The organism is Ruania zhangjianzhongii (assembly GCF_008000995.1).
Classification (GTDB): Bacteria; Actinomycetota; Actinomycetes; order Actinomycetales; family Beutenbergiaceae; genus Ruania; species Ruania zhangjianzhongii.
Genome location: NZ_CP042828.1, coordinates 4,053,904 through 4,078,136, shown reverse-complemented (window position 1 = coordinate 4,078,136; position 24,233 = coordinate 4,053,904). Strand labels below are relative to the sequence as shown.

The following is a 24,233-nucleotide window of genomic DNA, read 5'->3' as shown; positions in this document are numbered from 1 at the left end:
TCACGCTTCTTTCGCTGTCAGTCCGATGGTGAGGTTCTCGGCGTTGCGCCGGGTCTTCGCCCAGCCGCGGCGGCGCAGCGCGAGGCGGATGAACGCTCGGGTCACCGAGACGTACATGTAGTAGGTGTAGAGCCACAGCCCCAGGCCCCAGCCGATCGAGCGCCAGCGCCCGGAGGCGGGTTCGCACTTGGCCCGGTAGATCGGGCCCCACATCGCGAACGGGACCACGCTCATCAGGAAGAACAGGGCGAGCAACCACCACGAGTTGGCGAGCAGCTCGCCGAGGCCGACCGGTAGCTGCAGCATCCCGGACACGGTGAGCACCAGCAGCGTCGGCCAGAGGAACAGCCCGACCATCTGGATGAACGGCAGCAGCAGGTAGTAGCCCGCCTCCAGCACGGCGCCTGAGGTGAAGTGTGGGGACCGCACGATCTGCGGCAGATAGCTGATGCACTGCACGTTCCCCTGGGACCACCTGGTCCGTTGGGTGAACAGGCGCTTGACGTCGGTCAGGCCCTCCTGCGAGACGTGCGTATCGGCCACGAAGCGCACCTCGTACCCGGTCAGCAGCACATGCACGCCGAGCTCGAAGTCCTCCAGCAGCGCGCCGTGCCACGGCTGCCCGGCCTGGTCGGCGATCGCGTCGAGCACGGTCAGCCGAGTGAACTGGCCGTTACCGCCCAGGCCCACGCTCCGGGTCTTGGTGCGCAGCGCCTGCATCGCACAGATCGAGGTGCGGAACTCGATGTCCTGCATCCGGACCAGGTAGCGGGAGAGCGCATTGGCTACTCGTCCCTTCGCCGGCCGGGGCAGGCGTTCGTCACGGTTGCGCATCCGCACCGAGATCTGCGCCGCACCCACCTGGGGGTCACCGAAGACTGCCGCTCCGGCCACGTGGTCCAGGGCGTCGTCGGCCATCTGCCCGTCCGCGTCGACCACGCAGACGATCACCCGGGAGCGGTCGCAACCGGCCGGCAGGAAGTCGTTCAACTGCTGGTAGGCCGCGTTCAGTGCATCCCCTTTGCCGGTGCGGGCGAGTGGGCGACGGCGCTGGACCAGGTGCACCATCGCGTCGCCCGTCGCGCGGCCGGTCACCACCTCCGCAGTGGCGTCGTCGCTGTCGTCGTCGATCACCCACACATGCGCCTGGCCGAAGGAGCGCCGCAGCTCGTCGACCGTGGCACCGATGACCACCTCCTCGTCCCGGCAGGGGACGAACATGTGCCACTCGAACGCGGCTGCCTCACCCGGCTGGTCCGGCCGACGGCGGAAGAACGCCCGGGCGATCGTGGTCAGGTAGGACAGGAACATCACCACGATGGCCAGCGAGATGCCGATCAGTAGCGGCATCATCGGTGCTCGGCCTTCCGCAGCCTGGCCGCGCGGACCAGCAGCAGGCCAGCCACGACGACCACCAGCGCCACGACCAGGTAGAAGCCGGTGGCGACTCCGGTGTAGGCGAGACCGGCTGCTACTCCGATCCCCGGACCTCTGCTCGTGTACATGGCCTGCGGCAACTCCCCTCGATGGTGTCTGTGCGGTGCGGCTCACGGCCGCAGCAGCCATCACGGTGGCAACCGGGGAGGGAGGGCGGGTCACCGGCCGGTCACCTGTCCTGGTGGCTCGGTCACCGCCCGGTCAACAGTGCGGTTCGAGGCGGAGACCGAGTGGTGACCGGCAGGTGCGCCCGCGTGACTACGCTGAACCGGAGTCGCCGGCGCGGTGTGGCGCCGGTGGTGGTGCCCTGGAGGAAGAGAATGATGCAGATACGGGTTCTCGGGCCGCTCCAGGTCCAGACCGCGAACGGTCCGGTCGGGGTCGGTGGGCAGGCGAGCGTGGTGCTCGGCTGGCTGGTGATGCACGCGAACCGGCCGGTGCGGATCGCCGACCTCGCTCAGCTGCTGGCCGATGACGGTCCGTCCGACCCCGACCAACGCGCCCGCGCCGTGCTGCGTGGGCTGGCCGCCGACCTCCCGGGTGTACTCACCCTGGAACCGGCAAGCGCCCGGCTCACCGCCGACGATCAGGTGATCGACGCCGCCCGGTTCGCCACCCTGGCGGCCGACGCGCGTCAGCACTGGCGTGAGGGGGACCACGAGCGCGTCGCCGAGGACGTCGAGCGCGCGCTGGCTCTGTGGCGCTCCGATCCCTATCCCGAGCTGGCTCACCTCCTCGATGCGATGCCCGCGATCGAGGCGCTCAGCCGGACTCGGCTCGCCGTGCTGGAGATGCAGCAGGAGCTCGCCATGGAGTCCGGGGTGGACTTCACCACCGTCGCCCAGCTACGTCAGCTGGTGGCCGCACATCCGGACCGGCTCGGCTTCCGGCTGCTGCTGGCACGGGCGCTGCACCTGCTCGACCGCCAGGCAGATGCGCTGGCTGTGCTGCGGCAGGCGGTCGCCGAGCTCGGCGGCCACCCGGTCTCCCAGCGCTTGACCGACCTGATCGCGCACCGGGACCCCCAGGTCGCGTCGATCTCGGTGATCGACGTGGACGACCATCCGCTCTGATCAGTCCGGCGCTCTCATCAGTCCGGCGTTGATCGAGCCGAGAAGCACCTTAACTGTGATCCAAGTCACTGTTGATCGGGCGTCCAGGGTTATACACTTGCTACGGCCTGCACGAGGCAGGATGACGATCCGGGGGAGCGGATGTCGGCGACGGAGTCTGGACGGAGTGCGCCCGCGCGCGTGCCGGCAGCGGACGACGGGGCCGACGCCGTCGTCCGAATCGGGATCCTGGGGCAGCTGTCCGTGGCTGTCGACGGTGAGGATGTCACCCCGCGCGGACCCACCCAGCGGCGTCTGATCGCGGCACTTGCCGTCGCCGCGCGACGTGAGGCGCGGCTGCCGATCGCCGAGCTCGTCGATACCGTCTACGCCGGTGAGCTCCCGCCCCGGCCCCGTCGATCGCTCGCGACGTTGGTGTGGCGGCTCCGGAAGAAGTGGGGTGCCCGCGTCATCGATTCCGACCCGTACGGGTACTGGCTGGTCACCGCACGGTGCCGGATCGATGCCGCGGACTTTGAGGCGCTGCTGCTGCGCGGCAGTGCGCTGGATCGGGCCGGCGACCGGCCCGCTGCCACCGCCGCGTTCGGGCAAGCGTTGTCCATGTGGCGCGGCACCGAGGAGCCCCCGCCGCACCTGCCGGCCACCGAAGCGAACCGGTTGACCGAGCTGCGCCTGGGGGCGATGGAACGACTTGCCGAGCTGCTCGCCGCTGACGCGCGCACGAGCGAAGCGATCGAGCTGCTCGAGCCGGTGGCGGCCGCGCGGCCGGAGTGGGAGCACAGTCAGGCGCTGCTGATCGGCTGCCACCTTGAGCTCGGAAACCCTGCCGACGCCCACCGGGTCTGCGACCGGGCCCGGCGCGCGCTGATCGACCAGGGCATCGAGCCCGGGCCCGAGCTGTCCCGCGCGATCGAGCGGCTCGGCGACGCCGCTGCCAGCGCACCTTCGCCCGCTCGCCCGGGTGGCCAGGTGGCCAGCCCCGGTCACTCGAGCGGACCTCGGCACCCCGCGGTCGCCGTCCGGGCAGCCGAGGCCACCCCGACCGATGACCGTGCAGCACTGGTCGGTCGCACGGCCGATCTGGAGGCTGTCGCCGATACGGCGGCGACGGCGATCCGCACGGGGCGACCGGCCGCCGTCGTGATCTCCGGTGAGGCAGGTATCGGAAAGAGCGTGTTGGTGCGCGCGGCGCTGACACGCCTGGCCGCCGAAGGGGCGCCCCGCGCCCTGATCTTGCCGTGCGACCCCCGCCGGACCCTCCCGTACGCCCTGTTCGCCCCGCTCGTCCCGGACGAGGACAGCGCATCACCGCTGGCGCGGCTCCTCGGTGGTGACGCGAGTGCCGAACCGGCAGTGAGTACTGACGTCCTGCATGAGGAGCTGTCCCGGCGGCTGCGGGCGATCGCCTCGCCCGCTGGGCTGGTGCTGGTGGTCGAGGACCTGCACTGGGCGCCGCCCGGCACGGCAGAAGCACTGGCGGCGCTGCTCGATCGCGCCGGGCCGCTGCCGATGGCGGTGGTGCTGACCACCCGGCGCCGCACGGCGGGCAGGCAGCTGGCCCCGTGGATCACCCGGCGGATCCGGTTGACGGGTCTGGACCATGAGGCGGTCGCCGAGCTCATCGGTGCCGGCGGTGACCCCGACCGTGCTGCGGCGATGCAGCGGCTGACCGGCGGGAACCCGTTGTACCTGCACCAGCTCCACCAGGCCGGAACCGTGATCACCGCGGACCGGCCGGACGATCTGCGCGCCGCCATCGACGCGCACCTGCAGATCGTCTCCGAGGAGGTGCTGGTCACGTTGCGGATCGCCGCCGCCGTGGGCGACAGCTTCACCATCATGACCCTGGCGGCGCTGGCCGGTGAGCTCCGGCAGGACCTGCCCACCTGGCGCGACCACCTCACCGTGGCTGCCAGTCACGGGCTGATCCGCGAGGCCGCCGGGGCGGGGTCGCACGAGTTCGTGCACACGCTCATTCGGGAGCACCTCTACCAGCAGCTCGCCGCGGAGGAGCAGACCCGCACCCACGCCGGGATCGGCCGGGCGTTGAGCCGGCTCGCCCTCAGCCGGCCGTGCCCGGCGGACCTGCTCGCGCACCACTACATGCGTGGCTGGCCGCACACCAGTACCCGTGAGGTGGTCGACCACCTCACCGCCGCCGGCCGGGCCGCCGCCGCCCAGCTCGACTTCACCCAGGCCGCCGCGCACTACCGGGCCGGGCTCGACTATCTGGCGATGGATCCGGAGCACTCGCCGGACGAGGACACCGCCCAGCTGCTCGGTGCCGCTGCCGGAGCGTGCGCCGCCGCCGGGCAGACCCAGTCCGCGAACGAGCTGTACCAGTCCCAGCTGCAGCTGGCGCGCACCGCCGGGATGCCCCGATGGCAGCTGTTCGCGGCGCTCGGCAACCTGCGCACGCACTATGCCCGACGAGTGGGCCCCGAGGTCACCGACCCGCTGGTCGCGGCAGTGGCGCAGGCCAGCAGCACCGGGGTGATCGCGAACCTGCCGGAGCTGGCCGGGGACGCGCTCGCGGCGATCCAGGTCTACCGGCCCGGCCGCGCCGCGGAACTGCTGGCTGCCGCCACTGAGGTCGAACCCGCCCTGACCGGCCGGTTGCGCACGGCCGTCTGGGAGCACCAGACGGTACCGGACCAGCTGGCCACCGCCCGCCAGCTGGTCCAGGACCCGACGGCCGACCCGGTCGGATCTTGGCTGCGGCTGTGGGTCAGCGAGGTCGCCGCCGGAGTCCGGGCCATGGACGATCAGCCGGCCTGCCCGGTGCCGATCACCGAGGCGGACGACCAGACCCGGTTCGACCTGACCCAGTGGCGGATCACCACCACGATCGCCACTGGCCAGATCGAGCGCGGGCACCGGCTCATCGACGAGGCACTCGCCGCACCACCGCACCTCGACCCGGCGGAGAACGCCCGCCGCGCAGCGAGCTTCTACGGTCAGCGCACCTATCTGGCGATGGTCTCCGGCGATGTGGAGGCCGCCCGCCGCTCGCCCCTGCTGAGCAACCCCAGCTGGGCCAGCAGGCACCCGATCATGCGCTACGTCAGCGCCTACCTGCGCTCCGGCTCGGCACCGCTGGAGGAGACGCGTGACCGGTGCGCCGACCTGCTTGAGGAGGTCCGCGACCAGGACATCCCGGACAGCGACATCGTGCCCCGGCTGCTGCTGCTGGGCCGGGTCTGCATCCGGTCCGGCGAGCAGAGCGCTATCAACCAGTGCGTGACGCATCTGCTGCCCCATCGTGGCGAGCACGGTCTCTTCCGGTTCGGCCAGTACTGGGGCAGTGCCGACGGCGTACTCGCCTGGTGCTACGAGAAGCTCGGCGACCTGGACCGTGCGGTCGAGCTGTTCGAGTCGGCGATCGCCGGCCACGAGGCGGTGCACGCGTTCCTCGACCTGCAGATGATGCGGGACTCTCTCGCCCGGACGCTGGAGAGCCGCGGGCGATCTGGCGACATCCGGTGGGCCGAACAACTCCGCCACTCGGCCTGAGGGCCCGCCGCGCACGTGCTCCGGCCCGGCCCCACCGGTCCCACGGAATCCAGTTCGGCCCTCGGAATCCAGTTGCAACCAGATTCCGAGGGGTCGGGTCAGAGGGGATCGGGGTGCCGCACAGCAGGGTGCCGGCGGTGGCAGCTCAGACTCGCTCGAGGTGCAGCAGCGCGAGCCGCTCCGGGTTCAGCGCCGGCGGCTGCACGCCCCGCTCGGTCAGCACGCGGCCCGGAACGGTCAGTCCCTCGGTCCACCATGACGGTGTGCCGTGGTTGTTGAACAGCTCGGACCCGTCGCCCGGGGCCAGCGGGCGCAGCCGGTAGCTGGCCTCCGGGTCGAGGCCGGGCAGGCGGATCCGGCCACCCGGTGCGGTAGCCGAACTCTGCAGATTCACGACGGCGTAGATCGCCTCGCGCTGGTCGCTCGCCACGACGCCGTGGCACCAGCCGCCCTCGGGTGCGTGGTCGGCGCGCACGACAGTGCCGGTGTGCAGCAGGTGGCGGTGCTGCTTGTGCACCCTGATCCAGTTCGCGAGCTGGTCCAGGTCCTCCGCGGATGCCGCGGTCAGGTCCCACTCGATGCCCAGGTGGGAGAAGAACGCCGTCCCGACCCGGTAGGCCAGGGTGTGCGTGCGGCCAGTGGTGTGCGAGGTGGGGCTGGCCACGTGCGAGCCGATCAGCTCGGGTGGCAGCAGCAGCCGGGTGCCGGACTCGATCAGCTGACGTTCGGTGGGATCGTTGCAGTCTGAAGCCCAGACCCGGTCCGTGCGCGCCAGGATGCCCAGGTCGATCCGGCCCCCGCCGCTGGCGCAGGACTCGATCTCCAGCCCCGGGTGGGCCGCCTTCAGCTCGTCGATCAACCGGTACAGCGCCAGCGTCTGCTGGTGGACCGCCGGGCGGGCGGTGGACCGGGTGCCAGCTTCCACCAGGGACCGGTTGTGGTCCCACTTGAGGTAGTCGATGGCGTACTCGGAGACCAGCGCACTGATCCGCTCGCGCAGGTAGACATACGCCGCGGGCACGGTGAGGTTCAGTACCTGCTGGTGGCGGTGCCGGATCGGCAGCCGCTCGCCGGGGCCCATGATCCAGTCCGGGTGGGCTCGGGCAAGATCGGAGTCCTCGTTGATCATCTCCGGCTCGAACCACAGCCCGAACTGCATACCGCGCTCGCGGACGGCCGTCACCAGCGGGCCGAGGCCGTCCGGCCAGACCTCCTCGTCCACGTACCAGTCGCCCAGACCTGCGGTATCGTCCCGGCGATGCCGGAACCAGCCGTCGTCGAGCACGTACCGTTCCACGCCCACCCGGGCGGCCCGGTCCGCGAGCTGGACGAGACGGTCCAGCCGGTGGTCGAAGTACACCGCCTCCCACACGTTCAACGTCACCGGCCGGGGTGAGCGCGGGTGCTCCGGGCGGGCTCGGAGGAACTCGTGGAACCGCGTGGCCACCTCGTCCAGGCCGGTACCGGCGGAGCCGTAGACCCACGGTGAGGTGTAGGACTCACCCGCTGCCAGCCGGACCTCCCCGGGTAGCAGCAGCTCGCCCCCGCCGAGCAGCCGGGCGCCGGTATTGGTGCGTTCGGCATAACTGCGGGTGTTGCCGGAGAAGGCCACGTGCATCGCCCAGACCTGGCCGCTGCGCCAGGAGAATCCGGGCGTACCGACGGCGGTGAGCAGGCTGGCCTCGTGGGCCGAGGCTCGGCGCGACTCGCGCAGGTGGGTGCCGATGGTCAGCGCGGCCCGCTGCAACGAACGTTCCCGCAGCTGCCGCCCGGTCATGTCCACCAGCTCCCGGGCCTCATCCGGGACCGGCAGGGCGACCTCCAGGCTGGCCAGGTCATAGCTACTCTCGGCCGTGTTGGTCACCCTCACCCGAGTACCGAGCAGCCCGCTGTGGGCGAGGGTGATCTCGATCGCCACCTCCAGACCGGCCACCGCATCGGTAGCGGTGACGCTCAGCTGGTGGGCGATCTCCGGGCGGTCCGGGTCGGTCACCTGGGCCTGTGTGCCGGTGAATGCCGGGGAGAAGTGTGCTCCGCCTCGGTGGCCGGTCAGCCCGGGCGTCCACAACCAGCCGTCGGCCGGGGAGGGCAGCAGTGCCAGCGGCACGCCGTCACCGGGCAGGTCGGTCAGCTGTTGCTCGTGCCCGGTGGCCACCAGCGCATCCAGCCCCGCTTCGCCCAGCGCACCGAGATCGGTGCCCCAGTGCCGGATCCGCGGCAGGCCGGCGGCGGGGACGTCGAGCACCACCGCGACACCGCCGGCTCGCAGATGAAGGCGAGTACCGCCGTCGGGCGTGGCGAACTGATCGAGGGTCACGGTTCTCCTTGAGGGTGCTCGTGCTGGGCCGCCGGTTCGAGCCTTCAGCATCGCGGATATGGATGCAAGCCCGGGTCAGGCCGCCGGGTGCAGCACTCCAGCCCCGCCGGTCAACGCTCCTGTCCGGATGGCAAGAAAGCAGATGCACGTTGGTGCAAACAGAGCATGACGGTCCGGAGAATACCGCAGAACTACCTGCACGTACGTGCACAGCGTCGGCAGGCTCGGGCAGGCGGGGTACGTTGACGCTGTTCCGAATCCGTCTATTCGACGACTATCACGCGAATACCCAAAGCACTGGAGGCGCGAGGGATGAGACGAGCACGAAAAGGGCTGACCGGGCTGGCGGCCGTCGGTGTTGCTGCTCTGATACTGAGTGGTTGTTCGGGTAATGAACCGGCGACCGACGATGAAGGCAGGACCGTCGTCACCTTCTGGCACTCGATGCGGGGAAATAACGGCGAGCAGCTGCAAGAGTACATCGAAGAGTTCAACGACAGTCAGTCAGAGATCTTCATCGACGCATCCGAACACGGGATGTATGACGAGGCGTACACCAAGCTCATGCAAGTGGTGGGTACCGATGAGGCTCCCGACCTGATGCAGATCAACTCTGGGCGCGTCCAGGAAACTGTCGACGCTGGGATCGTCGCTCCGATGCAGCAGTTCATCGATGCTGATGATGAGTTCGACATTGAATCTCTCCTGCCGGTCGTCCGCGACTCCTACGCCGTCGATGGAGAATTGCAGTACATGCCTCAGGCGGCCTCGATGGAAGTCGTCTTCTACAATGTCGATGCTTTCCGCGAGGCAGGCCTTGACCCGGACGAGCCACTGGTCACCTTCGATGACTTCGAGAACGCTGCTCGGACTCTGCAGGAAGAGCTCGGGATGGACCAGGGCGGGGCATTCCTTATCAATAACTCCGGGTTCCACTCGATGATGAGCCGGAGCGGCGAGCCGATGGTCAACAATGACAATGGCCACTCTGCACCTGCCACCGAAGCGGTATTCAACAGCGATACCGGTGTGGAGATCATGACGTGGCTGCAGGAAATGTTCGATGAGGGCCTGATCGGTAACTACGGCCGCAGCCACGACGATATGCGCCAGCCGTGGTACACGGGACAGATCGGCATGATCGTCGACACCACCGCGGCCACGATCATGCACGAGGAGGCGGCCGACTTCGAGTTCGACTCGATGCCGACCCCGGTGCCCAACGGTGTCGAGCCCGGCCAGTCTCCTACTGGCGGGGCCGGAGTCTTCATGCTCGAGGACAGCCCTGACGAAACCCAGCAGGCCGCCTACGAGTTCGTCAAGTTCCTCGTCTCCCCCGAGATCCAGGCACGCTGGGCGGCGAACACCGGGTACTTCCCGGTGAACGACGGTGCCTATGAGGAGCAGGTGCTGATCGACGCGATGGACGAGCTGCCGGCGCTAGCCTCGGCGAACGAGCAGGCTCAGGCCGCCGACGGCGAGGCCGGTGGCCTCAGTGTCCTGTCCAGTGTGGACATCTCCTCGCCGATTGCGGACACCTGGGAAGCCATCTACGGCGGCGCTGATCCACAGACCGCTCTCGATGGTGCTGCCGACGAGGTCACCTCACTGTTGGAGACCTACAGCGAGGCCAACTGATGGCACCAGTCAAGACCGAAGTGACGGCGCGTACGTCCAGCGCCCGACCTGCGGGCACCTCACGGCGGCGCGCCCAGCGCCGCCGTGAGGTCCGGAACGCGTTCAGCGGGCTCGCCTACCTGGCCCCCGCACTGCTGATCTTTGCCATCTTCCTGTTCTATCCGGCCATCAAGACCGGATGGCTCAGCGCCTTCCACACGAACGTGCTCGGAAAGCCGACCGTATTCATCGGGCTGGAAAACTACATCAGTAACCTGACCTCCGATGCGTTCAGGACCAGTCTCTGGAATACCCTGAAGTTTGCCGTGATGGTCGTGCCGGTCACGATCGTGATTGCCTTGGTCCTGGCGATCCTGGCCAACGAGAAGGTGCGTGGTTCGGCATTCTTCCGCACCGTCTACGCCTTGCCTCTAGCAGTCTCGGCAGCGGCCGCCGCTGTGGTCTGGCGGCTCATATTCCACCCGAGTCAGGGCATTCTCAACGCCATGCTCGGCCTAGTGGGGATAGACCCCATCGGGTGGCTCACCAATCCCAGTTTCGCGCTGTTCGCGGTAGCTCTGACCACGATATGGATGCATCTCGGCTTCAACTTCATCGTGCTCTTGGGCGGGATGCAGTCACTGCCGACAGAGCTCTACGAAAGTGCCGCTCTCGATGGCGCTGGACGGATGCGCCAGTTGCGGCACATCACCCTGCCGCTGCTCTCTCCGGTGCTGTTCTTCGTCAGTATTGTGCTGGTGATCGACTCGTTCCAGTCGTTCGGCCAGATCGATATCCTCACCGAAGGCGGCCCAGCGGACGCCACCAATTTGATCGTGTACGAGATCTACCAAAATGCGTTCGTGCATAACCGCGTCGGCTACGCCAGCGCACAAACTGTGATCCTCTTCCTGATCGTGGTGGTCCTCTCGGTGGTGCAGTACCGGGTCGGAGAGCGGAAGGTGCATTACCAGTGAAACTTATTCAAGGGAGAACTTCGCGTATCCTTGTCTGGGTCGCACTGTTGGCGGCGACCCTACTTGCCACCTTTCCCGTGCTCTACGCTATTTCGGCGAGCCTGATGTCGCAGGCAGAATTCAATTCTGGCGCAGTGCTTCCGTCCTGGCCGCTGAGCTTCGGCAACTATGCGGAGGCGTTCGGAAAGTTTCCGCTCTTTCACTATCTGAAGAACTCTTTAGTGATGTCCGCGCTGGTCACAGTCGCCCTGTTGGTGACGAGCTCGTTGGCCGCCTTCGCGTTCACGTTCATACCGTTTCGCGGGCGAGGCATCTTGTTCGGCATCGTGCTGTCGACCTTGATGATTCCGTGGGAAGCGACGATCATCGTCAACTTCCAGACCATCCGGGACCTCGGCTGGCTGAACACGTTCCAGGGACTGAGCGTGCCGTCGTTCGCGATGGCGTTCGGGATCTTCCTGCTGCGGCAGGCGTTCCGCACCCTCCCGACGGAGCTGCACGAGGCCATGCAGATCGACGGCGCTTCGCGGTTCCGCTTCTTCATCTCGATGGTGCTCCCGCTCTCCCGTCCGATGCTGGCCACGCTCGCGGTGTACAGCTTCATCACGACGTGGAACAAGTACCTGTGGCCATTGCTCGTCGCCAGTGGCGAGGAGGTCCGCACGGTCCAGATCGGTTTGAAGGCGATGCAGGGCGTCGCCACCACAGCGTGGCCACTGGTGATGGCGGCGACCGTGATGGTGATGGCCGCCACCACTGTGGTGCTCGTGTTGGGGCAACGGCAACTCAAAGCCGGCTTGGCTGCCGGCGCAGTGAAGGGATGAGACGGATGCGGGATGAAGGACAGATGAAGCGGCGCAAGGTGCTGCTCGTGGGGTGGGACGGTGTCCGCGATGACACGGCGCGACGACTGGCGCTGCCGGCACTGACCGAGGTCGCGGACGCTGGCCGTTGGTGGACCACGACGCTACCGGACGTGGACGTCGCACCGACGGTCACGGCCGTGGGCTGGTCCACGATCCTCACCGGGGTGTGGCCCGGCGACCACGGCGTACTGGCCAATGAAGAAGAGCTGAACCGGCTGCACCGCTACCCGGAAGTGCTGACCACCGCCTTCTGTGAGCGACCGACGTTGGCCACCTACGGTGCCGCGTCGGCGCTGATCTTCGGCACCACGTTCGGGCCCGGCCCGCTGTTCGGCCCCGGCGTCCGCACAGTGGACTGGGTGGACCGGCGCCACTATCCGGGCAAGTTCACCGAAACAGATCCGCTGATTCAGGAGGCGGCCGAGCGTCAGCTGCGCGAGGAGGATCCCGATCTCGCGTTCGTCTACCTCGGTGAGACCGACCAGATCGCCCACGACTTCGGTACCGGTGTGGAGTACGAGGGGGCGATCGCGCGCCAGGACGCCCGGCTCGCCCGGCTGATCGACTGCCTCCGCAGCCGGCCGAGCTTTGCCGACGAGGAGTGGCTCGTGATGGTCACCACCGATCACGGTCACCTCGATGAGGGTGGGCACGGCGGTGGATCGTGGCAGGAACGGCAGTCCTTCGTCGTCGCCGGAGTGCTCGGCGGTCAAGCGCAGTGGGCCGAGGACGCCGAGAACGTCGATATCGCGCCGACCATCCTGACCCACCTGGGGATTCCGGCCCCCGAGCGCTACCGCGGGAAGAGCTTGCGCGGGACCGTTGATGCAGGTTGACACTGACATCCCGGGCGGCAACGCCCTGACCGAGATCCTCGGCGACGGGCAGATCGCGGTCCGCCCCGATCTGCGCGACACCATCGGCAACTGGTTCTACTGGTACTTCCGGGTGCGGGGGGCTGCGGGGCGCCGGCTCACGGTGCAGGTCGCGGGCGAACCGCGCACCCCCGTGGCTGGCCGCGGGCCAACAGTGAGCGTGGACGCCGGTCGGAGCTGGCGGTGGCTGGGCGCTGCTGAGGTGCACGACGGGGAGTTCGCGTTCACCGTTCCCCAGGACTGCGATGACGTGCGGTTCTCGTTGGGGATGCCGTACACCGCTGCGAATCTGGACGCCTTCCTTGCCCGGTGTGCCGGGCGGGCAGGGGTGGTGCGCCACGAGCTGACCCGCTCCGAGCAGGGGCGGCGGGTGGAGATGCTGCAGTTCGGCCGCATCGATGGCGGTGCCGAGGCAAGAGTGCTGCTCACCTGCCGGCACCACGCCTGCGAGATGATGGCGAGCCACGTGCTCGAAGGGGCGATGGAGCGCATTCTCGCTGCCGACGACCCGGCCTCTCGATGGCTGTTCGAGCATGTCGAGTTCGTGGTCGTGCCCTTCGTCGATACCGACGGCGTGGAGGCCGGCGACCAGGGCAAGAACCGGGCACCGCACGATCACGGCCGGGATTACGGTCCGGCAGAGGGCAGGTATGCCTCGGTGCGTGCGATTCGCGACCTGCTCCGGGAACCGCAGGTTCGCCCATTCGATGTGGTGCTCGATCTGCACTGCCCGAACATCGTCGGCCGGACCAGCGAGCGGATCTACTTCGTCGGCTCTCCCGACGCCGACAACTGGGCGGCGGTGCAGCTGCTCGCCGAAGAGCTGGAACAGGCGGCCGTGGGGCCGCTGCCTTATCGGCGTGCCAACGACCTGCCCTTCGGCACCGCCTGGAACGTCGCCGGAAACTTCGTCACCCGAGACGAACGCGCTGTCCCGCAGCAGTCGATCGGTTGGTTCCTCGATGACGAGCCTGCGGCGGGAATGCACGCGATTCTCGAATTTCCCTATGCCAACGCCGAGGGAGCCGAGGTGAACGCCACCACCTCCCGCGCCTTCGGCGCCGACCTAGCCCAAGCAATCGAGCGCTATCTGCGCAGGCGGGTGCCGACCTCGAACAGGTGACCGGCAGCAGAGCTCGTACCGACACAACAGAGAGATGACAGTGAGCACGAGAACCTATACCCGAACGATTCCAGTGGCAGAACCCACCGACGTCCTCGTCGTCGGCAGTGGCCCAGCAGGTTTGGCTGCCGCCGTGGCGGCGGCCCGCAGCGGAGCGTCGGTTCGACTGGTCGAACGGTTCGGCTTCCTCGGCGGGAACCTCACCGCCGGACTCGTCGGCCCGTGCATGACCTCCTTCTCGCTCGACGGCCAGACCCAGCTCGTGCGCGGGGTCTTCGACGAGTTCATCCGGCGGATGGAAGCAAGAGGCGGCGCCGTCCATCCCTCCCAGACCAAGGGAGGCACCCCCTACTCGGGCTTCATCCGCTACGGACATGACGCGGTCACCCCGTTCGATCCCGAGGCAGCCAAGCGTGTCGCCCAGGAGATGGTGCTGGAAGAGAACGTCGATCTCCTGCTGCACACCTGGGCGGTCGATACCGTCGTCGAGGACGGCGCGATCCAGGGGGTCGTCGTCGTCAACAAGTCCGGTATGTCCTACCTGGGTGCGAAGGCGGTCATCGACGCCACCGGCGACGGCGATATCGCTGCGCTCTCCGGTGCCGAGTTCGCTATGGGCAGGGACAGCGATGGACTGATGCAGCCGATGACGCTGTTCTTCCGGATCGGCAACGTCGACGATGCGGCGGTGGAGCAGTACAAGCGTGAGCACCCGGAGGAGCTCTTCCCGTTCCAGAGCATCGTGGAAGAAGCCACTCGTACCGGCCGCTACACGTTGCCTCGCCGCGGCGTGCAACTGTTCAAGACGCTGGAGCCGGGAGTCTGGCGGATCAACACCACTCGGGTGCTCGGTCTCGATGGAACCGATGCCGCAGACCTGACCCGCGGAGAGATCGACGCTCGCCGACAGGTGGACGTGTTGATGGACTTCTTCCAAAGGGAGCTGCCCGGACTGGCCGACTGCAAGCTCATCGATACCGCCGCCACGATCGGCGTCCGGGAGTCCCGGCGGATCACCGGTGAGTACCAGCTCACTCTGGATGATCTCGTCACCGGCCGGCACTTCGACGATGTGATCGCCGTCGCCGGATATCCCGTCGACATCCACAGCCCGTCCAGTGATCAGGGTCCCTTCGACGACGGAATCCCGCCGACAGCGAACGAGTACGAGATCCCCTATCGAAGCCTTGTTCCGGCCGAGGTGGACGGTCTGCTCGTGACCGGGCGGTGCATCTCCGCCACCCATGAGGCACTGGCTGCCGTGCGGGTGATGCCGCCGTCGTTCGCGATGGGAGAGGCAGCCGGGATCGCTGCGGCACAGGCGGCCGCGGCCGGTGGAGAACTGCGGAGCGTGGATCTGCCGCGGGTGCAGGCTGAGCTTCTTGGTCGTGGCGCCTACCTGGGCTCCACGCACTCCGCAGCCCAGTGACCGGGCCAGAGGACAGCCTCGGGATCCTCCGTCGTACATCAGGTCCGCTCCAGCAGGAATTCGATGCGGCGCTGCTCGATCTCGACGGCGTCGTCTACCGGGGCCCACAGGCCGTGCCGCACGCTGCCGACGCGATCGAGGGAGCGTGCGGCAGCGGGATGGCGATGATGTTCGTGACGAACAACGCCTCCCGCTCCCCGGATGACGTAGCGCAGCGGCTGACAACGCTGGCGATCCCGACCACGCCGGAGCAGATCGTCACCTCGGCGCAGGCGGCAGCGAGCCTGATCGCCCATCAGGGCGAGGCCACGACCCGGGTCCTGGCGATCGGTAGCGATGCTCTGCGCGCCGCCCTGATCGCAGCAGGACTGACCGTGGTGACGAGCGCGGACGAGGCGCCCACCGTCGTCGTGCAGGGAATGCACCCCTCGCTGAGCTGGCGCGACCTCGCCGAGGCCGTCTATGCGATCAATGCCGGGGCGGATCACATCGCCACCAACCTGGACGCGAGCGTGCCCACGGACCGAGGCGTGGTGCTGGCGAACGGCGCGATGGTGGCAGCCGTGACGCACGCGACCGGGCGCGTGCCTCGCGACGCCGGCAAACCCGAGCCGTGGATCTTTCACCAGGCTGCTCGCCGCAGTGGTGCGCGCCACCCGCTGGTGGTGGGTGACCGGCTCAGCGGCGACATCGCCGGCGCGCGGGCCGCAGGCTATGCCGGTCTGCACGTGCTGACCGGCGTGGACGGCCCAGCCGACCTGCTCTGCGCCCGACCCCCGGACCGGCCGCACTATCTCGGCTTGGACCTGCGCGCGCTCGCCGAGACCCACCCGGCCCCCACCCAGGGTGAGAACGGCTGGTGGACCTGCCGCGACGCCGTCGCGAGCATCCACGAGGGAACGGTCCGGTTGCGCCGGGCCGGTGCGGACCACGACCTCGGAGATGGCGGCCGGCTCAGCCTGGACGAGCTCCGTGCAGCGTGCGGCGCGGCCTGGTCGGCCAGCGACGCTGCCGGTGTGCCCACCGTGCTGGTGCGGCCGGCCGCCGGGCTGAGCGTCAGCGGCTGAGTGCTACCGGGACATCGAAGCGCTCCACCAGCTGAACGGGCAGCGTGGCCGCAGCCGTGGCTGCGGAGGCCAAGGGCCCACTGCGCACGATCACGACACCCCTCGGTTGCTCAACGTTCAACTCGCGCTGATAGGTCTAAGTAGACAGCCGGTCGGCGCGCTGCACCAATGTGCGTCCGGTCCGGGAGGTCGATCTGATACTTTCCAGGCCGGAAGAGCGAGTCTATGCACGCATATGCAGGAGGAGGTAGGACGGCCGTGGCTGGTCTCTCGGACCGTTCCGTCGAGGACGGAGCGCGGGGTCGCCAGTTCCGGAAAGCTCTGACCGCCGCGGTCGCGTACTACTCCGAGGACAAGACCATGGAGGCGATCGCACGCGAGCTCGACGTCTCCCGGTCGACGGTCTCCCGGCTGCTCTCGCACGCCCGGGACGTCGGCCTGGTCGAGATCAAAGTTGCCCGCCCCGAGCTGCGTGCCACGGCGATCGAGCGTCGGCTGCAGCGGGCCTACGGCGTCGAGGCCACCGTGGTCACGATGCCGGAGGGCACCGGTCCGGAGGAGCGGCACGCGCGGACCGCGGCATACGCTGCTGAGCATCTTCGCGAGGTCGTCGGGCACGACACGGTGTTGGCGGTCGCCTGGGGCACGATGGTCAATGCGATCAGCTACCAGCTCAAGCCGAAGGCGGTGACCAACTGCAAGCTGGTCCAGCTCAACGGGATCGGTCACGGTAGCGGTATCGGGGTGCACTATGCGCACGCGATGATGAACCGGTATGCGGAGGCGTTCCGGGCCAATGTCCAGCAGTTCCCGGCGCCGATCTTTTTCGACTCAGCTCATCTGAAACGCCTGTCCATGGCGGAGAGCATCTTCGCGCACGTCCGGCAGCTGGGCGAGAAGGCGGGGGTGATGCTCTTCAGCATCGGCACCGTGAGCACCGGTGTGCCGAGCTCCCCGCACCTGTACGGCTCATTCCTGACCGACCATGATTTTGCCCAGCTGGAAGAGGACGGGGCGGTCGGCGATATCGGAACCACCTTCTTCGACGAGAATGGTGAGTACCGGGCGATCCGCATCAATGATCGAAGCACCGGCCCGGACCTGGCGAAGATGAAACATATTGCGCACCGGATCTGCGTGGTCTCCGGCACCCATAAGACCGATGCGGTCAATGGTGCGCTTCGTGGTGGGCACATCTCCGAACTGATCATTGACGAGGTGACGGCGCAAGAGCTCTTCGCGGCAAAGGGCTTGTAGCGCAGTCCGTGCCACTGAGAGTGCCACGATGGTTGGCGTCAGTGGCCGAGCGCTGCACCGGTCGGGGTGCTGGCGCCGGAGTAGTCGCCCACCCGGCCCTGGTAGAGCACCCGGCCGCCGTGCCGGCCGGGACCGGGGCCGAGGTCGATCAGCCAGTCCGCGTGGCGGATGACGTCCAGGTTGTGCTCGATCACCACCACGGTGTGCCCGCGGGCGAGGAGGCCGTCGAGGACCGCGACCAGTACCTCGATATCGTCCAGATGCAGTCCGGTGGTGGGCTCGTCGAGCACATAGGTATGCGGCTCGTCAGCCTCGTCGAGCTCACGGGCGATCTTCAGCCGTTGGCACTCCCCGCCGGAGAGGGTGGTCAGCGACTGGCCCAGGCGTAGGTAGCCGAGGCCGACCTCGCGCAGCCGGACGAGCCGGCGGGTGATCCCCGGCTCGTCCAGCTGCTCCGCCGCCTGCTCGACGGTGAGGTCGTTGACGTCGGCGATGGTCAGCCCGTTCACCGTGTAGCCCAGCACCTCGGCAGTGAACCGCCGGCCCTGGCAGGTCTGGCAGGTCAGCTCCTGACCGTCCAGGAACGCCAGGTCGGTGTAGATCACCCCGAGCCCACGGCAGTGCGGGCAGCTGCCGGCGGAGTTGGCCGAGAACAGCCGGGCGGAGACGCCGTTGCGCTTGGCGAACAGGGTGCGGATCGGCGCGGCAATACCGGTGTAGGTGATCGGGGTGGAGCGCCGGTTGGCTGCCACGGGTCGCTGGTCGATCACGGTGGCGCCGTGCTGGTCGACCAGTTCGGCGGCGAGGCTGGACTTGCCGGATCCTGCGACGCCGGTGAGCACGGTCAGCACTCCGGTGGGGATGTCCACGGTGAGGCGGCGCAGGTTGTTCCGGTCCGCTTCTCGCACGGTCAGCTGGCCGGTCGCCCGGCGGGGTGAGGTGCTGGTGGGCCGGCGCCGAGCGAGCGCGCGGGCGGTGGGCGTGCTTGAGTGCTGCAACTGCGCCCACGGGCCCTGATAGACCAGCGTGCCGCCGTCGGCGCCGGCGCCCGGGCCGATCTCGATGATCTGATCGGCGCGGGCCATCACCGCAGGATCATGCTCGACGACGATCACGTTGTTGCCCCGATCGCGCAGCCGGGCGAGCAGGTCGAGCATCGTGGTGACATCGGCCGGGTGCAGGCCCACGGTCGGTTCGTCGACGACGTAGGTCATCGTGGTCAGGCTGGACGCCAGGTGTTTCACCGTCTTGATCCGCTGGGACTCGCCGCCGGAGAGCGTGGTGCTGGTCCGGGACAGCGTCAGGTAGCCCAGCCCGATGGTGATCATCGCTGCCAGGCGTTCGGTCAACGCCTCCGTCACCGGCGCGACCTGAGGGGCCTCGACGCCGCGGACCGCCTCGGCCAGGTCGGTGATCTCCAGCCGGGCCAGCTCGGTGATGGTGTGGCCGTTCACGGTCGCGGCCCGGGCGGCCTCGTTCAGCCGGTCACCGTCACAGGCCGGGCAGGTCTGGGCCCGGGTGAACTCGGCGATCGTGGCCTGCTTCTTCTCCGAGAGGTGGTCGGAGGTGTGCAGGTAGATGCGTTCGAACCGGTCCACCACCCCCTCGTAACCCTCCGGCGGCCGGGTGCCCAGCGCTGCTGCCGCCTCCCCGCCGTAGAGGAGCGCGTGGCGCTGTGCCGGGCTCCACTCCCGCAGCGGGGTATCGGCCTCGAAGGTGCCGATATCGGCGTACTGGGAGTACCAGTAGCCGCCGTGACCGAATCCGGGTAGCCGGATCGCCCCCTCCGCCAGGGACTTGTCCAGATCGAGGAACTCCTCCACGGCACTGACCACCACCTCGCCCAGCCCGGAGCAGGTGGGACACATCCCGGACGGGTCGTTGAAGGAGAAGCGGCCCGACTCACCCACCTGCGGTGTGCTCAGCCGGGAGAACAGCAGCCGCAGGTAGGTCCAGATCTCGGTGCTGGTGCCGACGGTCGAGCGGGCGTTGCCGCCGATCCGGCGTTGGTCGATGACGATCACTGGAGACAGCCCGGTGATCCGGTCGGCCTGCGGACGGGTCCACTTCGGCAGCCGGTTGCGGGTGAACGGAGGGAACGTCTCGTTCAGTTGATATCCGGCCTCCGCGGCCAGCGTGTCGAACACCAGCGAGGTCTTGCCCGACCCGGATCGGCCGATGACCACCACCAGCTGTCCTCGGGGAATGTCCAGATCCAGATCGACGAGGTTGTTGACGTGGACACCACGGAAAGTCATCGCGCGTTCGGTCATGACCGGCACGCTACGACCAGATGTGGCCTGATCCTGACCGCATCTTCTGCCAGCATGAACGCTATGGCCGATGTCACCGAACGGATGCTCGCGCTGCTCGCGACCTTGCAGTCCGGTCGTTCGTTCTCCGGGCCGGAGCTGGCCGACCGCCTCGGGGTGAGCGGGCGGACCCTGCGCCGGGACATCAGCCGGCTGCGTGGGTACGGCTACCCGGTGCGCACGCAGCCCGGACCGGGCGGGCACTACCTGCTCGCTGCTGGTGCTGCGCTGCCCCCGCTGACCTTCGACGACGACGAGGCGGTGGCGACCCTGGTGGCGCTGGCCGCGTTCGCCGGCGGCGGCCCGCTGGCCACGGGAGCCGTCCAGGACGCCGCGACCCGGGCCTACGCCACCCTGGACCAGTTCCTCCCGGCGCGGCTACGCCCGCGGCTTGCGGCCCTGCGATCCAGCCTGGAGACCTCCGCCGCCGGTACCCCACCGGTGAGCGCCGAGCAGCTGGCTGTCCTCGGCGAGGCCATCGTTGCGCGCGAGGTGGTCACCTTCGGGTATACCGACGCACAGGGGGCGGGCACCGCACGCCGCGTCGAACCGTACCGGCACGTGCACCATCTGCTGCGCTGGTACCTGCTCGCCTGGGACATCGGCCGGTCCGCCTGGCGGGTGTTCCGCCTCGACCGGGTCGACGACCTGCGGCGGACCGCGAAGCACTTCGCGCCGCGCCCGCTCCCGGCCGAGTCTGCGTTGGAGTACCTGCGTCAGGGGCTGCATCGTGATCGCCGAGAGGTCTGCGTCGTAGTCGAGGCACCGACCGGACGCGTGCTGGAGGTGTTCGGCTACGACGACGTCGAGGTCCAGCAGATCGACGAGGTCCGCACCCGTCTCACGGTGGCGATCGATACCTGGCAACGCCTCGTCCTCGGCCTCGCGTTCCTGGACGCAGACTTCACGGTCAGCAGCGAGGCCGAGCTAGCGGCTCCCTTCCGAGAATTCGGCGCGCGGCTGCTCGCTGCTACCGACCGCGACCGCTGACCAGATCGAACCGGGGTCGGCCCGAGCGAGACCTGCCCGAGCGGCCCGGCTACTGTTTCGCGCCGGTGCGGCGGACCACCTGCTGCTCGATCCCGTCCAGCAGGAACTGCAGCCCGAGGGTGAACGAGCTCTCCCAGCCCGCGTCGAACACGTCCTCGCTCAGCGCTGCCATCGCCGGAAACTGGCCGGACTCCATCGCGCGGACCAGCACGGGGAGCTGATAGTTCCAGAACTCCTCCTCGGTCAGGCCGCTCTCGGCAGCCGCCTGGGAGTAGAGGATCTCCTCACGCACCGAGCCGGTCACGTACGCATCCAGTGCGGAGACGACCATCATCGTCTCCTGGTCGCCGAACGGTAGCTCGGTCAGCCCGGCCACGGTCTCCTCCATCTGAGCGATCGCGTTCGGGCCGAGCACCGGTCGGCTCCAGTTCACCTGGAGCAGCCACGGGTGCCTCAGGTACATCGCCCGGCCGTGCTCCGCCATCGCGGTGAGGGTCTCCCGCCACGGTGCGCCCGGCTCGGTCCGGCCGATCTGCGTGCCGAGGACCTGGTCGAGCATCAGGTTGAGCAGCTCATGCTTGTTCGGCACGTACCGGTAGAGGGACATCGTGCCCACGCCGAGCTCGGCGGAGAGCTTACGCATGGAGAGCGCGTCCACCCCCTCGGCGTCAGCGAGCGCGATCCCCGCGGTGACGATCTGCTCCAGCGTCAGAGTCGGTCGGGGACCCTTCCGCGACTCCGGCAGCCCCTCCCAGAGCAGCCGATGACTGTGCGCGAGCGGGTTGTCCTCGGCCATCTTCAGTCCTGCCTTCTTCACTGTTGCCTTCTGCGCACACCGTACGCTATCGTTCTGCGTACGCCGCACCCAGTAAGGAGATTCTCGTGGGACCACCAGAGTTCGCAGTCCAGGCCACCAGCGTGACGAAGCGCTACAAGGAGAAGCTCGCCCTCGACGACGTCGACCTCGCCGTGCCCCGTGGCACCGTGCACGGCCTCCTCGGCCCGAACGGCGCCGGGAAGACCACGATGGTGCGCATCTTGACCACGCTCACCCGACTCGACCACGGCAACGCCGCCGTAGCCGGATTCGACGTGCGGACCCAGCCTCGGCACGTCCGGGCCAGCATCGGCCTCGCCGGTCAGCAGACCGCCGTCGACGATCTGCTCAGCGCCCGGCAGAACCTGACCACGTTCGGCAGGCTCTTCCGACTGGACAAGCCGGCCGCCCGCCGTCGTGCCGATGAGCTGCTGGAGCTCTTCGGACTCCAGGATTCGGCCGACCGCACCCCGAAGAAGTTCTCCGGTGGGATGCGCCGCCGGCTCGATCTCGCAGCCAGCATGATCCTTGCCCCGCAGGTGCTGTTCCTGGACGAGCCGACCACCGGACTGGACCCGGCCGGTCGGCGCGAGGTCTGGCATGCGGTGCGTGACCTCGCCGCGCAGGGCACCACAGTGCTCCTCACCACCCACTACTTGGACGAGGCGGACAAGCTCTGTGACCGGATCACGGTGATCGACCATGGCCGCAACTTCGTCGAGGACACCCCGACCGGCCTGAAGCGACGGATCGGGGACGAACGCCTGGAGGTTGCCGCGGCCGACCCCGCGGTGCTGCGCAGCGTCGCTGCCGTGGTCGAGCAGGTCACCGGGCTCGAGGTGGCCGTGGACGAGGCCGCAGGCAGTATCAGCGTCCCGGTGCCCGACGGCGTCCGGGCACTGACCGAGGTGGCGGCCGAGATCCGCGCTCGCGGTCTGGAGATCGCCGATATCGGGCTGCGCCGACCCACCCTCGACGAAGCATTCCTGCACCTGACCACGTCCCGAACGATGACGGAGGCCGCCTGATGACCACCACCGAGCAGACCGCCGCGGCACCTGGACCGCCCGATCTGGACTCTCTTGCCTCGCGGGTCGGCTGGGCGATCAAGGACTGCTGGACCATCGTGATGCAGGAGTTCACCCACGTGGCGCGCCAACCCTCCACCTTCGCGTGGCAGCTCGGCATGCCCGTAGTGATGGTGCTGATGTTCGTCTACGTGTTCGGTTCGGCGATGGACGTCACCGGCCAGGGCGCCGGCGAGGGCTACATCGACTACGCGATGCCCGGACTGTTCGCGATGACGATGGCGTTCGGGTTCATGAACACGGCGTTCGCGGTCACCCTGAACAAGGAGAAGGGGTTCATGGACCGCTTCCGGTCGATGCCGATGTCCCCCTCGGCAGTCGTGACCGGCCGCGGTGTCTCCGACATCATCCAGGCAGCCCTCGACCTCGCCGTCATCGGCGGGATCGCACTGATCGTCGGCTGGCGTACTGGCGGCAGCCTCGCGGCAACCCTGTTCGCCTTCGCCCTGCTGCTGTGGCTGCGGCTAGCGTTGATCTTCGTCGGCATCTTCCTGGGGCTGATGATCAAGAACACCGAGGTGGCGGGCTCGCTGTTCGCCGTCGCGTTCCCGCTGGGCTTCATCTCCTCAGTGTTTGCGCCCCCGGAGATGATGCCGGGCTGGCTGGGTGCGGTAGCGGCCTGGAACCCGGTGTCCTCGACGGCGAACGCGATCCGTGAGCTGTTCCAGACCCCGGGCGCCGGGGTGGGGGAGGCCAGCTACTGGATCGACGGCCACGCGATCGCCGGGGCGGTGATCTGGCCCGCGCTGATCATGGCCGTGTTCCTGCCGCTGGCCGTGCAGCAGTTCAAGAACTTGAGCAAGTAGGCCGGAGACCTCGTCCGGGCTGCAGTCGCCTTACGAAGACTCGCTCTCCGGCGCGGGCCGGCTGGGGCTGAGTCCGCTGAGGGCAAGGTCGACGCAGTTCTCCAAAAATGGGGCGTCGACGGCGTCGGGCGTCTGGAGCAGCCGCACGAAGATCTGCCCGTAGATCAGTTCTGTCGCGCGGTAGGGATCGACTCCGGGCGCCAGTTCCCCCTCGTCCTGGCCGAGCGAGATGCGTTCCATCACGCTCTTGTTCGCGGGGGTGATGAAGTGCTCCCACAGCTGGGTGCCGAGGTGCGGGTCGTGTTGCGCTTCCCCGATCAGCGAAGCGACCAAGGTGGCCGAGTCGCCCACGGTCTGGATCCAGCCGTCCTTGACCAGGCGCACCAGATCGGTGCGGATGTCCCCGTGCGGCGTGGGCTGTGGGGTCATCAGGGGGGTGTGCTGGATCCGCTGCACATAGGCATCGAGGACGACCGCGCCCTTGGACGGCCACCACCGATAGATGGTCCGTTTGCTCACCCCCGCCCGGGCCGCGATGCCGTCGATGCTGACCTTCGCCCAGCCGTGCTCCTGCGCCAGTTCCAGGGAGGCCCGCAGGATCGCCTCGGTGGAGTGTGGGTTGCGTCGGGTCTGATCGGGTGCTTTCGCCATCCGGACAGCCTACGGCAC

At 68.4% G+C, this 24,233-nt stretch carries 19 protein-coding genes; 13 read left to right on the top strand and 6 right to left on the bottom strand.

What is annotated here, in order from left to right; genetic code table 11:
* Together FU260_RS18850 and FU260_RS23685 are read right to left on the bottom strand one after the other, a co-directional pair.
* The gene (locus FU260_RS18850) at positions 1–1,350 is read right to left on the bottom strand and encodes an XrtP-associated glycosyltransferase (RefSeq protein WP_244951247.1); all 1,350 of its coding nucleotides are present in this window, start codon (positions 1,348–1,350) and stop codon (positions 1–3) included.
* A complete protein-coding gene (locus FU260_RS23685; protein WP_168211859.1) occupies positions 1,350–1,505 on the bottom strand; it encodes a hypothetical protein in 156 nt (51 codons plus the stop codon). The genes FU260_RS18850 and FU260_RS23685 overlap by 1 nt, the downstream gene beginning before the upstream one ends.
* A 252-nt stretch (positions 1,506–1,757) precedes the next feature.
* On the opposite strand from FU260_RS23685, the gene FU260_RS18845 reads away from it, so the two are divergent.
* Together FU260_RS18845 and FU260_RS18840 are read left to right on the top strand one after the other, a co-directional pair.
* The gene (locus FU260_RS18845; protein ID WP_168211858.1) at positions 1,758–2,510 is read left to right on the top strand and encodes an AfsR/SARP family transcriptional regulator; all 753 of its coding nucleotides are present in this window, start codon (positions 1,758–1,760) and stop codon (positions 2,508–2,510) included.
* 180 nt (positions 2,511–2,690) lie between these two features.
* Positions 2,691–6,023: an ATP-binding protein gene (locus tag FU260_RS18840; protein ID WP_168211857.1), complete on the top strand. Its 3,333-nt coding sequence runs from the start codon at positions 2,691–2,693 to the stop codon at positions 6,021–6,023.
* Between the two features lie 145 nt (positions 6,024–6,168).
* Here FU260_RS18840 and FU260_RS18835 read toward each other — a convergent pair whose 3' ends face one another.
* Positions 6,169–8,340, bottom strand: coding sequence for an alpha-galactosidase (locus FU260_RS18835; RefSeq protein WP_235912486.1), 2,172 nt, complete (start codon positions 8,338–8,340; stop codon positions 6,169–6,171).
* A gap of 312 nt (positions 8,341–8,652) precedes the next feature.
* Here FU260_RS18835 and FU260_RS18830 point away from each other — a divergent pair, with 312 nt between their 5' ends.
* The 8 genes from FU260_RS18830 to FU260_RS18795 all read left to right on the top strand — a co-directional run bounded on the left by FU260_RS18830 (position 8,653) and on the right by FU260_RS18795 (position 17,551).
* A complete protein-coding gene (locus tag FU260_RS18830; RefSeq protein ID WP_147918440.1) occupies positions 8,653–9,978 on the top strand; it encodes an ABC transporter substrate-binding protein in 1,326 nt (441 codons plus the stop codon).
* Entirely contained in the window at positions 9,978–10,934 is a 957-nt protein-coding gene (locus tag FU260_RS18825) for a carbohydrate ABC transporter permease (protein ID WP_147918439.1), read from the top strand. Before FU260_RS18830 ends, FU260_RS18825 begins: the two co-directional genes overlap by 1 nt.
* Before the next feature lie 104 nt (positions 10,935–11,038).
* Positions 11,039–11,758: a carbohydrate ABC transporter permease gene (locus tag FU260_RS18820; RefSeq protein ID WP_147918438.1), complete on the top strand. Its 720-nt coding sequence runs from the start codon at positions 11,039–11,041 to the stop codon at positions 11,756–11,758.
* A 23-nt stretch (positions 11,759–11,781) separates the two neighbouring features.
* On the top strand, positions 11,782–12,636 hold the full coding sequence (locus FU260_RS18815; RefSeq protein ID WP_168211856.1) for an alkaline phosphatase family protein: 855 nt from the start codon (positions 11,782–11,784) through the stop codon (positions 12,634–12,636).
* Complete coding sequence (locus FU260_RS18810; protein WP_147918436.1) at positions 12,626–13,798, top strand: M14 family zinc carboxypeptidase; 1,173 nt, start codon at positions 12,626–12,628, stop codon at positions 13,796–13,798. The genes FU260_RS18815 and FU260_RS18810 overlap by 11 nt, the downstream gene beginning before the upstream one ends.
* Positions 13,799–13,871: 73 nt before the next feature.
* The gene (locus FU260_RS18805; RefSeq protein ID WP_235912487.1) at positions 13,872–15,227 is read left to right on the top strand and encodes an FAD-dependent oxidoreductase; all 1,356 of its coding nucleotides are present in this window, start codon (positions 13,872–13,874) and stop codon (positions 15,225–15,227) included.
* Positions 15,224–16,294 carry an HAD-IIA family hydrolase gene (locus FU260_RS18800; RefSeq protein ID WP_235912488.1) on the top strand — a complete coding sequence of 357 codons (1,071 nt, stop codon included), beginning with the start codon at positions 15,224–15,226 and terminating at the stop codon, positions 16,292–16,294. The genes FU260_RS18805 and FU260_RS18800 overlap by 4 nt, the downstream gene beginning before the upstream one ends.
* Positions 16,295–16,552: 258 nt before the next feature.
* Positions 16,553–17,551 carry a sugar-binding transcriptional regulator gene (locus FU260_RS18795; protein WP_168211855.1) on the top strand — a complete coding sequence of 333 codons (999 nt, stop codon included), beginning with the start codon at positions 16,553–16,555 and terminating at the stop codon, positions 17,549–17,551.
* A 38-nt stretch (positions 17,552–17,589) separates the two neighbouring features.
* Here the strand turns inward: FU260_RS18795 and FU260_RS18790 are convergent, their stop codons facing one another.
* Positions 17,590–19,824: an ATP-binding cassette domain-containing protein gene (locus tag FU260_RS18790; RefSeq protein WP_147918433.1), complete on the bottom strand. Its 2,235-nt coding sequence runs from the start codon at positions 19,822–19,824 to the stop codon at positions 17,590–17,592.
* Between the two features lie 63 nt (positions 19,825–19,887).
* Between FU260_RS18790 and FU260_RS18785 the strand changes: the two genes are divergently transcribed.
* Entirely contained in the window at positions 19,888–20,853 is a 966-nt protein-coding gene (locus FU260_RS18785) for a helix-turn-helix transcriptional regulator (RefSeq protein ID WP_147918432.1), read from the top strand.
* Positions 20,854–20,902: 49 nt separating this feature from the next.
* Here FU260_RS18785 and FU260_RS18780 read toward each other — a convergent pair whose 3' ends face one another.
* Positions 20,903–21,670 carry a TetR/AcrR family transcriptional regulator gene (locus FU260_RS18780; protein ID WP_210418122.1) on the bottom strand — a complete coding sequence of 256 codons (768 nt, stop codon included), beginning with the start codon at positions 21,668–21,670 and terminating at the stop codon, positions 20,903–20,905.
* A gap of 65 nt (positions 21,671–21,735) precedes the next feature.
* Between FU260_RS18780 and FU260_RS18775 the strand changes: the two genes are divergently transcribed.
* Positions 21,736–22,698, top strand: a complete 963-nt coding sequence (locus FU260_RS18775) for an ATP-binding cassette domain-containing protein (protein ID WP_147918431.1) — start codon at positions 21,736–21,738, stop codon at positions 22,696–22,698.
* A complete protein-coding gene (locus FU260_RS18770) occupies positions 22,698–23,564 on the top strand; it encodes an ABC transporter permease (protein ID WP_147918430.1) in 867 nt (288 codons plus the stop codon). The genes FU260_RS18775 and FU260_RS18770 overlap by 1 nt, the downstream gene beginning before the upstream one ends.
* A gap of 30 nt (positions 23,565–23,594) precedes the next feature.
* Here FU260_RS18770 and FU260_RS18765 read toward each other — a convergent pair whose 3' ends face one another.
* The gene (locus tag FU260_RS18765) at positions 23,595–24,215 is read right to left on the bottom strand and encodes a TetR/AcrR family transcriptional regulator (RefSeq protein WP_147918429.1); all 621 of its coding nucleotides are present in this window, start codon (positions 24,213–24,215) and stop codon (positions 23,595–23,597) included.
* Positions 24,216–24,233: the final 18 nt, after the last annotated feature.

Excerpts from the sequence above, each read along its gene's own strand:
- FU260_RS23685 (WP_168211859.1), bottom strand. The coding sequence starts at position 1,505 with ATGTACACGAGCAGAGGTCCGGGGATCGGAGTAGCAGCCGGTCTCGCC.
- FU260_RS18810 (WP_147918436.1), top strand. The coding sequence starts at position 12,626 with ATGCAGGTTGACACTGACATCCCGGGCGGCAACGCCCTGACCGAGATC.
- FU260_RS18820 (WP_147918438.1), top strand. The coding sequence starts at position 11,039 with ATGTCGCAGGCAGAATTCAATTCTGGCGCAGTGCTTCCGTCCTGGCCG.
- FU260_RS18845 (WP_168211858.1), top strand. The coding sequence starts at position 1,758 with ATGATGCAGATACGGGTTCTCGGGCCGCTCCAGGTCCAGACCGCGAAC.
- FU260_RS18790 (WP_147918433.1), bottom strand. The coding sequence starts at position 19,824 with ATGACCGAACGCGCGATGACTTTCCGTGGTGTCCACGTCAACAACCTC.
- FU260_RS18830 (WP_147918440.1), top strand. The coding sequence starts at position 8,653 with ATGAGACGAGCACGAAAAGGGCTGACCGGGCTGGCGGCCGTCGGTGTT.
- FU260_RS18850 (WP_244951247.1), bottom strand. The coding sequence starts at position 1,350 with ATGCCGCTACTGATCGGCATCTCGCTGGCCATCGTGGTGATGTTCCTG.
- FU260_RS18770 (WP_147918430.1), top strand. The coding sequence starts at position 22,698 with ATGACCACCACCGAGCAGACCGCCGCGGCACCTGGACCGCCCGATCTG.
- FU260_RS18765 (WP_147918429.1), bottom strand. The coding sequence starts at position 24,215 with ATGGCGAAAGCACCCGATCAGACCCGACGCAACCCACACTCCACCGAG.
- FU260_RS18815 (WP_168211856.1), top strand. The coding sequence starts at position 11,782 with ATGAAGCGGCGCAAGGTGCTGCTCGTGGGGTGGGACGGTGTCCGCGAT.
- FU260_RS18785 (WP_147918432.1), top strand. The coding sequence starts at position 19,888 with ATGGCCGATGTCACCGAACGGATGCTCGCGCTGCTCGCGACCTTGCAG.
- FU260_RS18825 (WP_147918439.1), top strand. The coding sequence starts at position 9,978 with ATGGCACCAGTCAAGACCGAAGTGACGGCGCGTACGTCCAGCGCCCGA.